Origin of the sequence: Polaribacter gangjinensis (genome assembly GCF_038024125.1) — a bacterium.
Classification (GTDB): domain Bacteria; phylum Bacteroidota; class Bacteroidia; order Flavobacteriales; family Flavobacteriaceae; genus Polaribacter; species Polaribacter gangjinensis.
Genome location: NZ_CP150662.1, coordinates 1,878,754 through 1,891,111 on the forward strand (window position 1 = coordinate 1,878,754; position 12,358 = coordinate 1,891,111).

The 12,358-nt window shown below is 31.9% G+C and carries 14 protein-coding genes; 1 reads left to right on the plus strand and 13 read right to left on the minus strand.

Annotated elements, in window-relative coordinates:
* Positions 1-2: 2 nt before the first annotated feature.
* Positions 3-929 (plus strand): ABC transporter ATP-binding protein, encoded by a 927-nt coding sequence (locus WHA43_RS08445; protein ID WP_105046625.1) that lies wholly within the window; start codon positions 3-5, stop codon positions 927-929.
* Here WHA43_RS08445 and WHA43_RS08450 read toward each other — a convergent pair.
* From WHA43_RS08450 to gdhA, 13 genes are all read right to left on the minus strand, one after another.
* A complete protein-coding gene (locus WHA43_RS08450; RefSeq protein ID WP_105046626.1) occupies positions 907-1,368 on the minus strand; it encodes a 3-oxoacyl-ACP synthase in 462 nt (153 codons plus the stop codon). The two genes, WHA43_RS08445 and WHA43_RS08450, sit on opposite strands and share 23 nt — an antisense overlap.
* On the minus strand, positions 1,365-1,922 hold the full coding sequence (locus WHA43_RS08455) for a 4'-phosphopantetheinyl transferase family protein (RefSeq protein ID WP_105046627.1): 558 nt from the start codon (positions 1,920-1,922) through the stop codon (positions 1,365-1,367). Before WHA43_RS08455 ends, WHA43_RS08450 begins: the two co-directional genes overlap by 4 nt.
* Positions 1,919-2,173, minus strand: coding sequence for an acyl carrier protein (locus tag WHA43_RS08460; protein WP_105047349.1), 255 nt, complete (start codon positions 2,171-2,173; stop codon positions 1,919-1,921). Before WHA43_RS08460 ends, WHA43_RS08455 begins: the two co-directional genes overlap by 4 nt.
* 1 nt (position 2,174) lies before the next feature.
* On the minus strand, positions 2,175-3,449 hold the full coding sequence (locus WHA43_RS08465; protein WP_105046628.1) for a beta-ketoacyl-[acyl-carrier-protein] synthase family protein: 1,275 nt from the start codon (positions 3,447-3,449) through the stop codon (positions 2,175-2,177).
* 1 nt (position 3,450) lies between these two features.
* Positions 3,451-3,891: a 3-hydroxyacyl-ACP dehydratase FabZ family protein gene (locus tag WHA43_RS08470; protein WP_105046629.1), complete on the minus strand. Its 441-nt coding sequence runs from the start codon at positions 3,889-3,891 to the stop codon at positions 3,451-3,453.
* Position 3,892: 1 nt separating this feature from the next.
* Complete coding sequence (locus WHA43_RS08475; RefSeq protein ID WP_105046630.1) at positions 3,893-4,690, minus strand: SDR family oxidoreductase; 798 nt, start codon at positions 4,688-4,690, stop codon at positions 3,893-3,895.
* 51 nt (positions 4,691-4,741) lie between these two features.
* A complete protein-coding gene (locus WHA43_RS08480) occupies positions 4,742-5,794 on the minus strand; it encodes a type III polyketide synthase (RefSeq protein ID WP_105046631.1) in 1,053 nt (350 codons plus the stop codon).
* Positions 5,795-6,505, minus strand: a complete 711-nt coding sequence (locus tag WHA43_RS08485; protein WP_105046632.1) for a methyltransferase domain-containing protein — start codon at positions 6,503-6,505, stop codon at positions 5,795-5,797.
* Positions 6,505-7,638, minus strand: coding sequence for an NAD(P)/FAD-dependent oxidoreductase (locus WHA43_RS08490; protein ID WP_105046633.1), 1,134 nt, complete (start codon positions 7,636-7,638; stop codon positions 6,505-6,507). The genes WHA43_RS08485 and WHA43_RS08490 overlap by 1 nt, the downstream gene beginning before the upstream one ends.
* 3 nt (positions 7,639-7,641) lie before the next feature.
* Positions 7,642-8,751: an NAD(P)/FAD-dependent oxidoreductase gene (locus WHA43_RS08495; RefSeq protein WP_105046634.1), complete on the minus strand. Its 1,110-nt coding sequence runs from the start codon at positions 8,749-8,751 to the stop codon at positions 7,642-7,644.
* Between the two features lie 39 nt (positions 8,752-8,790).
* A complete protein-coding gene (gene dinB, locus WHA43_RS08500) occupies positions 8,791-9,873 on the minus strand; it encodes a DNA polymerase IV (protein ID WP_105046635.1) in 1,083 nt (360 codons plus the stop codon).
* Between the two features lie 30 nt (positions 9,874-9,903).
* On the minus strand, positions 9,904-10,743 hold the full coding sequence (locus WHA43_RS08505) for an alpha/beta hydrolase family protein (RefSeq protein ID WP_105046636.1): 840 nt from the start codon (positions 10,741-10,743) through the stop codon (positions 9,904-9,906).
* A gap of 67 nt (positions 10,744-10,810) precedes the next feature.
* Positions 10,811-12,166, minus strand: coding sequence for an NADP-specific glutamate dehydrogenase (gene gdhA / locus WHA43_RS08510; RefSeq protein WP_226742871.1), 1,356 nt, complete (start codon positions 12,164-12,166; stop codon positions 10,811-10,813).
* Positions 12,167-12,358: the final 192 nt, after the last annotated feature.

Sequence of the window (12,358 nt, forward strand, 5' to 3'; positions counted from 1 at the left end):
TTATGCTTCAAGTTAACCATCTTTCTTTTCAATATGTTGCCAAAAAAAATGTTTTAAAAAACATCCATTTTAGCCTAAAAAAAGGCGAACATTTGTGCATAATGGGAGAAAGTGGCTGTGGAAAATCGACCTTATTAAAGTTGATTTATGGCTTGTTAGATGCTACTGAGGGAACTATTTTTTGGAATTCAACACCTGTTTTAGGACCCAAATTTCATTTAGTTCCTGGCATGGAATTCTTTAAATATGTAGCGCAAGATTTTGATTTGATGCCTTATACCTCTGTTTCAGAGAACATTAAAAAATTCCTGTCTCGTTTTCATCCTGAAGAAAGTGAACAACGAACGCAAGAATTATTAGAAGTTATTGAAATGAAAGCGTTCGAAAATACCAAAGTAAAAAACTTGAGTGGTGGTCAAAAGCAACGTGTTGCAATTGCGCGTGCTTTGGCAAACGAACCTGAATTAATTCTTCTTGATGAACCTTTTGGGCAAATTGACAACTTCAAAAAAAACAGTTTACGACGAAAGTTATTTCAATATTTGAAAGAGAAAAATATCGCTTGTATTGTGGCAACTCACGACAAAGAAGACGCACTTTCGTTTGCTGATTTTTTGATGGTAATTCAACATCAAGAAATCATTGTTTTTGATTCGCCAACAACAATTTACAACAATCCTTCTCAAAAATATATTGCTGCTTTGTTTGATGATGTAAACGAAATAAAAATTGCTCAAAAAGAGCGCCTTTTATATCCACATCAACTAAAAATTGTAGAAAATTCAATCTATGAAGCAACTGTTTTAAACACTTATTATAGAGGAAATTATTGGTTGATTGAAGCTGATTTTGAGTCTCAAAAAGTGTTTTTAAATCATCCTTTTGAAATTAAAAAAGGAACAGAAATCAAACTATTTTTTGAATTTTAATGCGATTTCCATCAAACAAAAATTCATCATTTTCGTGCTTCCCTAACAACAATTTTCCAATTGGAGAAGAAACAGAAATTGCAAAATAACTCGCATTTTCTATATCTATTTTTCCTGCTGAAATGCTTAAAAAATAGTTAGCTTTTGCTGTGTAAACGACACTTCCTAAATGAGCAGCATTTTGTTTTGAATTTTCTGAAATTGAAATATCAATTTTTGATAAAATTTGATTCATTTCCGAAATTCCTGCCAATTGCTGACTCGCTTTTTCCATTTCCAATTGAATCATAGCTCGCCCTGTTTCGTGTTTGTCTCCAGCAGAACTTTTGGTTTCGGATTGCAACGATTTTTGATGAGAATATATGATTTCTTCCACTGTTTGCATGCGTTTGTTGACAAACATTTTGCAATGCATTAAAAGGGCTTCTTTGATATTCATTGGCTTTTTACAATGGCAAATCCACCATAATTCCCATGGTGAGAAGTAGAAACTGAAAAACCAAGTTTTTTGTCTTTTTGATATAAAAATGGAACTCCAAATTCATTTTTTTGAACAGATGTTGCCAAAGGAACACTTGAAAGTATTTGCTCAGAAACTTGAGCAGTTTGAGATGATTTTTCATCCATCAAAAACAATTTTGAGTTCGGAATTTCATCAAAATTCTTGAAAACAATTGTATGAATACAATTTTCAGTAATTGTGGATGAAGAAAAATAGATTTCTTCTACAAATTTTATGGTTCCTGAAGTATTAGAAATCATTGCACACTGAAACTTTTTGGGCGCAAAAAATCGATTTTGATGTTGTTGAACATGCAATTTATAGGCAGCTTCTTTCATGCTCCAAAACAACCAAAGTTGCAAAAATGCATAATCAGAATTGACAATTTTTTCGACTTCAACATCAGTAAATTGTTTTTCTAAAAAGCCTTTTCGTTGCCAATTACTTTGGGTTTTAGCTAATTGCAAATCAACAATATCGTTGCCAATCATTTATTGGCTAATTTTGCTTCAATAATTTCCATAGCTGCTTTTACAGAGAGCATTTTTTCCATGGCTTCATTGTCAATTTCGATGTCAAATTCATCTTCAACATCCAAAATAACATCTACCAAATTGGCCGAATTTATCTTTAAATCCTTAATAAAATCGGTGTTTTCCGATAAGTTTGCAAAAGCCTCTTCATCTTGAATGTAAGGCTTTACAATCGTTTTTAATTTTGAAATTAGTTCCTCTTTATTCATTTTATTCAATATATTTTTTAAAGATAACACATGCATTTACATCTCCAAAACCAAAACTTGCTTTGGCAACAATTTGAATGTTTTTTTCAATCATTTTTGTGGGAATTTTTTCTGTTGAAATCAACGCTGAAATTTCAGGATGCACATCTTCGCAATTGATATTTGGAAAAACAAATTGATCTTTTATTTGCAACACGGAAGCCACAGATTCAATGGCTCCAGAAGCTGCTAAACAATGACCAACTTGCGATTTTAACGAATTTATGTGCGGAAAATCAGCTCCTTTTCTGTTCAGTGCTTTTGTCCAATTTTCAATCTCTAAACTATCTTTTGAAGTGGCTGTTAAATGTCCGTTAATTGCATCTATTTTATCTGCAGAAATATTGGCATCAATTAATGCATCTTTTATACATTTTTGAACAGCTTCAGCATTTGGTGCCGTTAAAGTTCCGCCATTTCTTTGTCCTCCAGCATTAATATTTCCACCCAAAACTTCTGCATAAATAGTTGCATTTCGCTCTAAAGCACTTTCTAAAGATTCTAAAATCATTGCTCCTGCTCCACTTCCAGGCACAAAGCCTGAGGCAGTTTCGCTCATGGGTCTTGAGCCTTTTTCGGGAGTTTCATTGTGTTTATAGGTCATCACTTTCATGGCATCAAAACCTCCCCAAGAATACAAACTGCTGTCACTTGAACTGCCCACTAACATGCGTTTTGCCTTTCCATTTTGAATGCGTTCAAAACCCAATAAAATAGCTTCAGTTCCTGTTGTACATGCTGAGGAATTTGTAGTAACCTGATTTCCAACACCTAAAATTCCACCCAAATATGCAGAAATGCCACTTGCCATTGTTTGTACTACTGAAGTGCTTCCTAAACGTCTTACATTTTGATTGTCAATTTGATAAATAGCTTCTCTAAATTTTTCAATTCCTGAGGTACCTGTTCCAAAAATAATTCCTGTGTCATAGTCTAAATGAGAGTTTTCATCCACCAAAAATCCAGCATCTTTCCAAGCATCAATTGCAGCTATACAACCATATAAAATAGAAGTGCTATTGAATCCACGAAGTTGCAAAGGCGTTAAATATTCCGAAATTTTTTGATCGGAAATGGTTGGAATTCCTCCAATACAACAAGAAAATCCTTTGTCTTTTAAATGTTGATGAAATGCAATTCCAGATTTGCCAATTTTTATAGCGTTTGTAAAATCTTGCAAACCAACTCCATTTGGTGCAACAACTCCTAAACCTGTAATTACGACTCTATTTTTCATCTTATTTTGCGATAATCATTCCAGCAATACTTCCTCTACAAACCAATTCGTTTTTTGCATTAAACATTTTTACAATGCACTTTAATTTATTGAATCTGAAATACACTTTTTCTGAAATAACAGTAACTTTTTCTGATGGATAAACAGGTAAAAAGAAATCTATTTCATTGGATGTCAATGCAATTTGAGGTTTTTTATCGGATAAAATTTCATCTTTTAACAAATAAATTCCCAAACAAACAACCCCAATTTGTGCCATTGTTTCTGTTAAAATCACGCCTGGTGTAATTGGATTATTGATAAAATGACCTTCATAAAAATACTCATTTTCTTTAAATGTATAATTTCCTATAACACCATTTTCTGATATTTGCGTGATTTCATCTACAAACAAAAAAGGTTTTGTGTAAGGTAAAAATGATATAATTTTTTGTGAATCCATACTACCTTAAACTTTCTCCACCATCAACTTTTAAGATGGTTCCATTCATCCATTTTGATTCTTCTTTGACCATCAAATACACCACATTTGCAACATCTTCAGGAGTTGTTAATCGTTCAAAAGGATTTCTCACTAAAGTGTGTTTTTTAATTTCATCGCTATTTGGAATTCTATTTAAAGACTTTGTATTTGTTACTCCAGCTTGAATGCAGTTGGCTTTAATTCCGAATTTTGCAAACTCTAAAGCGATGTTTCTTGTAATTGCCTCCAAAGTTACTTTCGCAGCTGAAACTGCAGCATAATTTTCCCAAGGTTTTACATTTCCTTCGCTTGTAAAACTGACGATTCTTGCATCATCAGAAAATAGTTTAGCTTCAAAAATAGCTTTGAACCAATCATACAAACTAATTGCCATAGCATTGATGGTAATTTGAAAATCGTCATTTTGTAAAACCTCATTTTCATTCGAAAACATGGGTTTTAAATTTCCTTTTGCTATGGAATGAATCAGGGTTTTTATAGTTCCTAGATTTCCTATTTCTTGTTTAATTTCATGGATTATTTCTGTTCTTTTATCAGGATTTAATGCATCAATATTATAAGATAAAAATCTGATTTGATGATTTTTAACATCTTCAAAATCTTTTTCAATGGCAGTCATTTGTACTCTAGAATTTCTATGAACTACACAAATATTCATGCCGTGTTTTGCCAACTTTTTAGCAGTTGCCAAACCCAAACCACTTGAGCCTCCCAAAATAATTGCCCATTCATTTTTGTCTTGAAAATCTTTGTACATGTTACTATATATTATAAGATGCTGAAACAAATTCAGCATGACAAAATGTTGTTACCATTCTAATAAAATTCGTTGAGCAGAAAAACCGGGTCCAAAACTCAACATCAAACCTCTTTCTCCTTTTGTGGGATTTTGATCCATAAATCGTTCTAAAACATACAAAACAGTTGCACTTGACATGTTGCCAAACAATCGTAAAACCTCTTTAGTGTCATCAATATTTTTGCCTAAAACGCCAAATAAATCCTCTACTGTTTGCACAATTTTTTTTCCTCCTGGATGAAAAATTAGGTAATGTATATCATCAATAGTAAGGTTATTTCTCTCTAAAAATGGATGAACAATTGCTGGAAAATGATCGGAAATTTTTTGAGGAACTTCTTTGTCTAAAATCATTTGTAAGCCCGAATTTACCAAATTAAAACCCATCATGTGAGTTGCATCATAAAAATGATACATGGATTCATCAATGATTTCAGGACCTTTATCATCCTCAAAAGAAGACAAAATTACGGCTGATGCTCCATCTCCAAAAATGGCAGCACTCACAATATTTGCCATTGAAAAATCATTCAACTGAAAAGTTGCTGTTGGAGCTTCAACTGCAATTACTGCTGCTCTTTTATTTGGATTTGCTTTTAAAAAATTTTTGGCATAAATCATTCCAGAAACACCTGCTGCACAACCCATTTCTGTAACTGGCAATCGTACAATATCTTGTTTCATCGCAAGAGAATTAATCAAATAGGCATCCATTGAAGGAATCATAATTCCTGTGCAACTTACTGTAATTATATAGTCGATTTCTGTGGCTTTTAAATGAGCTTTTTCTAACGCTTTTTTTAGTGATTCTGTAGCTAATTTTACAACTTCTCTTGCGTAAATAGTATTTTTTTCTTCAAAAGATGAGGCTGTAAAAACTTCTTCAGGACTCATAATTGAGTAGCGTTTATCAACACCTGCACCTTCAAAAAGTTTGATTACTTTGCGTTGAAATCGTTCTTCTTGATCTTGCATCCAAAGTTTTACAAAAGGAATAATATCTTTTGTCTCTCGAAAATATTGGGGTAGTTGCTTTGCAACTGAAATTATTTTAACTGCCATTTATTTTTGTATAATCCATAAAAAACGGAATGCCCATTTCCATGATATTTGTGATGTAACTTTTAATTTTTCAGCCATTTTTTCAAGTTCATTTCTTTTAAATCCTCTTAAAACAGAGGTTAATCCGTCTTCAATAATCATCTTATTTTTGATAAAAACCGAGAGCAACATAAACAAATAATACGCAACTTTATGTCTGTGCAAATCGTTTACGACAATGCCTATTTTGGTTTGTTTGATAGTATTCTGCAAAAACTTCACCAATTCTTCTTCTTTGAAATGATGTAAAAATAAGGTTGCTAAAACCACATCAAATTGTCTGTTTTGAAATTCTTCTGAAAAAATATCTTGTGTTTGAAAACTGATTTCTGGATATTTTTTTGACAATTCATTTGCGTACAAAATCGCAGTTGGATTTGCATCAACACCTATCAATTTGAATATAAAACCATTTTTTCTTCCAAAAATTGCCACATCACGCAAAATATCTCCATGACCACAACCAATATCAACAATGGTAATTTCTTCAGTTTTTGGATGATTTTTTAAAATGGTTTTTAATCCATGAATTGTTACTTTATTTCCTCCTAACCAGCGATTTATGTTTTCTAATTTGTCTAATGTATCACGCAATAAATCACCTCCAATAGAAAAATCATCCATCAATTCTTCTTTATCTGTTCTGTATTTTGTGCTGATAAAAAAATCCATCAGATTTTTATTGGTTTTCCATGGGTTTGTTGAATAATTACAGGTATTAAAAATGGTAATTTCCTTAAAATCTGTAATAAAAAATTCGCTATTCTGTGATTTCTAAACAATCTTGCAATAAAATGACCTGCTTTTAAACGCCATTTAAACGCTTGATTCCATTGCCTAATATACTCTTTTTCAAGGTAGCTTCTTGAGGCGTTTTCATCATTTAGATAATTTAGAATCAATTTAGATGCAATTTGCGCAGACTGAATTGCCATGCTCATGCCATTTCCACACAAAGGATGAATCATTCCTGCTGCGTCTCCACACATAATCAAATGATTTTCAACAGGCTTTTTGGTTTCAAAAGAAATTTGGCTGATGGATAAAGGTTGCTCAAAAAGCGGAGTTGATTTTTGAAACATTTCTTTTAAAAAACTATTTTTAAAAACCACATTTTCTTGAAAATCGTCGATATTTTTATATTCTTTAAAAGATGAAAAATTGGTGATATAACACAAATTAATCGTGTTATTTTCAACATTTGACACTCCACAATAACCTCCTTTAAAATTATGAAGCGCCACTAAATTCGATGGAAAATTTCCTTTGACATGAATTTTTACGCCTAAATAAGGCGATTTTTTTTGAATGAAATCTCGTTCCATTTTTACATCTAACAATGAACGTTTGCCAAAAGCTCCAATAACAATTTTTGATGTAAATTGCTGATTTTCTTTAGTTTCTATGTAAAAAACATCCTTTTTAAAGTTGATATTTACAACAGTGTCTTGTAAAATTTTAGCGTCATTTTCAATCGCTTTTTTTGCCAAAACTTCGTCCAATGTAAATCTTGAAATACCAAATCCACCTAAAGGTAATTTTGCTGAAATCAATTTATTATTGGTTGTTGACAATTGAAATTCATCAATTTTTATAGCGCCAAAATCAAATGGATTTACATCCAAAAAAGCCAGATAAGGCAACACTTCATTGGAAATATATTCTCCACAAACTTTGTGTTTTGGATAGTCATTTTTTTCAATCAACAACACTTTTTTACCAAATTTTGATAAGTGAATGGCATTGCACAAACCAGCCAAACCTCCTCCAATAATCAGAACATCAAAATTTTGGGGTGTTTTCATTTGTTATATTGTCAAATCTGCTAATTCTTTCCCAACCAAACTACCAATTGCAACTCCCATTCCTCCAAGTCTTATTCCACAAAAAATATGATTAGAAACCTGTTTTACAATGGCTTTTTTCTGATTTCCAACACCCATAATGCCACTCCATCTTTGGTCAATTTCAAAAGGAATATTGGGTAAAATAATATCTCTCAACATTTTTTCTAATTGATTTTGAATCAATTCTGTTTCACCAAACTCAAAGGTGTTTTCGCTGGTAAAATCTAAATTTCTTCCTCCTCCAAATAAAATTCGATTGTCGATATTTCTAAAGTAATAATAGCCTTTATCTAAATGAAAAGTTCCTTTGCTGTGTAAATTTTTTATTGGTTTTGTAATTAACACTTGCGCTCTTGCAGGTTGTACATTTTCTTGTAATAATTGTGAAGCAAAACCATTGGTTGTTATCAATAGTTTTTTTGTGTAAAAATCAAATCTATTGGTTTTTATGTGAACTTTATCTTCTTTTTCGATAAAAGATTCTAGGTGAATTGAATTGACAATTTTAACTCCTTTTTTCTGTACTTTTTGCAACAAATGAGCCATCATTTTTCCAGTATCTAATTGACCTTCAAAGTTGTTTACACTGTATTGTTGATGTATATTTTGAAAACCAAAAATGTTATTTGAAGTACTAAAAACAACTCCTTTGAAAATCGGTTTTAATAGCTGATTGATGTGTTCATTTTTGGAAATACAGGCTTCAAAAAAATCGGCTGAGTCAAACAATTCAAAACCTTTGTTTTGTTGAAAATCAATTTTTCTATCGCCTAAATTTTTTCGTAATAATTGCAATCCTTCCCAACGTTTTTTGACCAATTCAAACACTTCTTGTTCAGAATGTGTTTGCAAATCATCAATAATTTCTGACAAACTTCCAAAGCATGCAAAACCAGCATTTTTAGTACTTGCTCCTTGAGGCAATATGCCTTTTTCTAGGATTAAAATTCTGGCTTTTGGATAGATTTTTTTCAGTTGTAAAGCGCAATTCAAACCCACAATTCCACTGCCAACAATCGTAAAGTCGATGTTGGAAAACCACTCTTTCAATTCCCAATAACTTAGATTCATGAGTTATTTTTTCGGTTAGTAATTTAGTTCTATTTTGTTTTAAAAATCAAATTTCAATTGTACCCAAATTGGTGTTGTTTTTTCTGTGTTTAAATTTCCGAAAGAAATTCCTAACAATCGTACCGAATTTTTCAGTTTTTCTTGATACAACAACTCTTTTACAACAGGAAAAAACTCAAACTTTTCTTGCATAAAATACTCCATGGTTTTGCTTCTGGTTTGTTGAGAAAAATCAGAATATTTTATTTTTAAGGTGATGGTTTTTCCTTTAGTATCTGACTTTTTCATTCTTCTTTCAAGTTCATCAGCAATTTTTTCGAGCTTTTCTATCATAAAAATTTCTGAAGAAATATTCTCAAAAAAAGTAGTTTCTGCACCAACAGATTTTCGAATTCTATCGGGTTTTACTTTGCTATTATGAATTCCGCGAACAATATGATAGTAATGCAATCCTGATTTTCCAAAGAGATTGGTAAGTTCTTCCACTGATTTTTTCTTCAAATCATTGCCAACAAAAATGCCTAAATTGTACATTTTTGCTGCTGTTACTTTTCCAACTCCATAAAATTTATGTACAGGCAATTCCTCTAAAAATTGTATAACTTCTTCAGGATTGATGGTTTTTTGTCCATTTGGTTTGTTGATGTCAGAAGCAACTTTGGCAATAAATTTATTGATGGAAATTCCAGCAGAAGCATGCAAACCCGTTTCCTCAAAAATGCGATTTCGAATTTCTTGAGCAATTAAACTTGCTGAAGGATTTCCTTTTTTGTTTTCAGTAACATCCAAATACGCTTCGTCCAAAGAAAGTGGCTCAACCAAATCTGTGTATTCGTAAAAAATTTCTCTAATTTGATACGAAACCTCTTTATATCTTGAAAAATTTGGTTTCACGAAAATTAAACTGGGGCATTTTTGTTTCGCCAAAACTCCACTCATGGCAGATTTTACACCAAATTTTCGAGCTTCGTAACTAGCTGCAGCAACTACTCCTCTTGATTCTCCTCCACCAACAGCAATGGGTTTTCCACGCAATTCAGGATTGTCTAATTGCTCTACAGAAGCAAAAAATGCATCCATATCAACATGAATTATTTTGCGAAAAGGAGGCTGTAATTCCATATTTCGAAAATACGGAATTTCAGGTTGAAATTATCTTAAAAAATCAATACAAATCGCAGTGACCTCTGTTAACTCTTTTGACATTTCCTTTTTATTCCAAGGATGAGAAACATTAAAGACATGATCTGCATTTTCAATAATAGTAAAAGCGCTTTTTGGTTGCCACTTTTTTAGATTTTCTGCCTCAGAAATCAAGACAGAAGTATCGTTATTTCCATGAAGTATTAAATGAGGAATTTGTAAATTTTCAATAGCTTTTTTGATATTTAATCGATGTTTATTTTTTTCAAAATCTTCAAAAAATTGATAAAAATGAGGCATTTCTTGATGAGTTCTCCCGTTTTTTAAATAATAAACACCTTTTTCTTTCCATTTTTGAAAATCATCATTTTTTGGGAAACGACTTTCAAAATCAGAAACTCCAGCCAAAGTAATCACTTTTTTTATCCTAATATCTTCATTAGATTTTAGCAACACAATTCCTCCTCCTCTACTGTGACCAATCAAAGAAATTTCATTGCAATTTGCTTCGTTTTTAAAATCAGTATTGTGAAAAATCCAATCTGCAACAGCCTCTACATCATCCAATTCTTTAGTGTAATTGTTATTTCCAAAAGCTTCTAAATCAGGAAAATTTATAGGTTGCTCAGCTGTTCCTCCATTGTAAGAAAAATTAAATTTGATAAAGAAAAATCCCGCTTTTGCAAATTCTGATGCCATTAAATTCCAAGCTCCCCAATCTTTAAATCCTTTGTATCCATGGCAAAAAATAATAATCGGTTTTGGTTGTGATGTTTCCTCAAAAAAGACATCCAATAAAATTGGTTTTTGATGTTTTCCTTCAATAACTTGATTTGTAATTTTCTTCATTTTATAAAAATAAAAAAAGCACACCAAAAATAGTGTGCTTTATCAATATAAATTGAAAAACGAATTCTTAAATAATTCCTTGTGCTAACATAGCATCTGCCACTTTTACAAAACCAGCGATGTTTGCTCCTCTTACATAATCAATGCTACCATCTTCATTTTGACCATATTGTACACAAGAATTGTGAATATTTTCCATAATTTCTTTCAAACGCTCATCCACTTCTTTTCTTGACCAACTTAAACGCAATGAGTTTTGACTCATTTCCAAACCTGAAGTTGCAACACCACCTGCATTCGATGCTTTTCCTGGTGCAAATAAAATTTTTGCATGTTGAAACTCGTGAATAGCTTCAGGAGTAGAAGGCATATTTGCACCTTCAGAAACACACATACATCCGTTTTTGATCAATTGTTTTGCCTCATCACCATTCAATTCATTTTGAGTAGCACATGGCAACGCAATATCACAAGAAACTGACCAAGGTCTTTGGTTCGCTACAAATTTTGCTGAAGGATATTTGTCTATAAAATCACTAATTCTACCACGTTTTACATTTTTGATATGCATTACATATTGCAATTGTTCTGTAGAAAAACCATTTTCAACATAAATATATCCACTTGAATCAGAAAGTGTTAACACTTTTGCACCCAATTCAATCGATTTTTCAGCAGCAAATTGAGCTACGTTTCCAGAACCTGAAATCACTACTTTTTTACCCGAAAAGGATTCATTTTTACGTTTCAACATATTTTGTGCAAAATATACTGTTCCATAACCTGTTGCTTCTGGTCTGATTAATGAACCTCCCCAAGATTGCCCTTTTCCAGTTAAAACTCCTGTAAATTCGTTGTTTAGTTTTTTATACATTCCAAACATAAATCCGATTTCTCTTGCGCCAACTCCAATATCTCCAGCAGGAACATCTGTATTTGGTCCAATATGTCTGAATAATTCCGTCATAAATGCATGGCAAAAACGCATAATTTCATTATCCGATTTTCCTTTTGGATCAAAGTCAGAACCTCCTTTTCCACCACCCATAGGCAATGTTGTCAAAGAATTTTTGAAAACTTGTTCAAAAGCCAAAAACTTTAAAATACTTGCATTTACAGTTGGGTGAAAACGCAAACCTCCTTTATAAGGGCCAATTGCAGAATTCATTTGAATTCTATAGCCTCTATTTACTTGAATTTCACCACTATCATCCACCCAAGAAACTCTGAAAGAAATCAATCTTTCTGGCTCAACCATTCTCAATAAAATGTTTTTACCATTGTAAATATCGTGTTGGATAATATAAGGAATTACAGTTTCTGCTACTTCACGAACAGCCTGTAAAAATTCGGGTTCATGACCATTTCGTTTTTCAACGAGCTCCATGAAACCATCTATTTTAGATTTGATACTTTCTTCCATGTTTTTTTATAGGATTACTAAAAATTTAACGTCACAAAGATACATAATTTTCAATATCGCAAAATTAAAAAATTGTGAATATTTATGTTTTAACCCTTATTTTCAATCGATTTCGTTGAGTGGTTTAGAAACCTAAAAAATTCATCCTAAAAACTCTTTAAAATACTGTAAATTTGCAATCTAATTTTCGCA

Bases quoted from the DNA above. Each gene is read 5' to 3' on its own strand.
- WHA43_RS08445 (WP_105046625.1), top strand. From the start codon at position 3: ATGCTTCAAGTTAACCATCTTTCTTTTCAATATGTTGCCAAAAAAAAT.
- WHA43_RS08450 (WP_105046626.1), bottom strand. From the start codon at position 1,368: ATGAATATCAAAGAAGCCCTTTTAATGCATTGCAAAATGTTTGTCAAC.
- WHA43_RS08455 (WP_105046627.1), bottom strand. From the start codon at position 1,922: ATGATTGGCAACGATATTGTTGATTTGCAATTAGCTAAAACCCAAAGT.
- WHA43_RS08460 (WP_105047349.1), bottom strand. From the start codon at position 2,173: ATGAATAAAGAGGAACTAATTTCAAAATTAAAAACGATTGTAAAGCCT.
- WHA43_RS08465 (WP_105046628.1), bottom strand. From the start codon at position 3,449: ATGAAAAATAGAGTCGTAATTACAGGTTTAGGAGTTGTTGCACCAAAT.
- WHA43_RS08470 (WP_105046629.1), bottom strand. From the start codon at position 3,891: ATGGATTCACAAAAAATTATATCATTTTTACCTTACACAAAACCTTTT.
- WHA43_RS08475 (WP_105046630.1), bottom strand. From the start codon at position 4,690: ATGTACAAAGATTTTCAAGACAAAAATGAATGGGCAATTATTTTGGGA.
- WHA43_RS08480 (WP_105046631.1), bottom strand. From the start codon at position 5,794: ATGGCAGTTAAAATAATTTCAGTTGCAAAGCAACTACCCCAATATTTT.
- WHA43_RS08485 (WP_105046632.1), bottom strand. From the start codon at position 6,505: ATGGATTTTTTTATCAGCACAAAATACAGAACAGATAAAGAAGAATTG.
- WHA43_RS08490 (WP_105046633.1), bottom strand. From the start codon at position 7,638: ATGAAAACACCCCAAAATTTTGATGTTCTGATTATTGGAGGAGGTTTG.
- WHA43_RS08495 (WP_105046634.1), bottom strand. From the start codon at position 8,751: ATGAATCTAAGTTATTGGGAATTGAAAGAGTGGTTTTCCAACATCGAC.
- dinB (WP_105046635.1), bottom strand. From the start codon at position 9,873: ATGGAATTACAGCCTCCTTTTCGCAAAATAATTCATGTTGATATGGAT.
- WHA43_RS08505 (WP_105046636.1), bottom strand. From the start codon at position 10,743: ATGAAGAAAATTACAAATCAAGTTATTGAAGGAAAACATCAAAAACCA.
- gdhA (WP_226742871.1), bottom strand. From the start codon at position 12,166: ATGGAAGAAAGTATCAAATCTAAAATAGATGGTTTCATGGAGCTCGTT.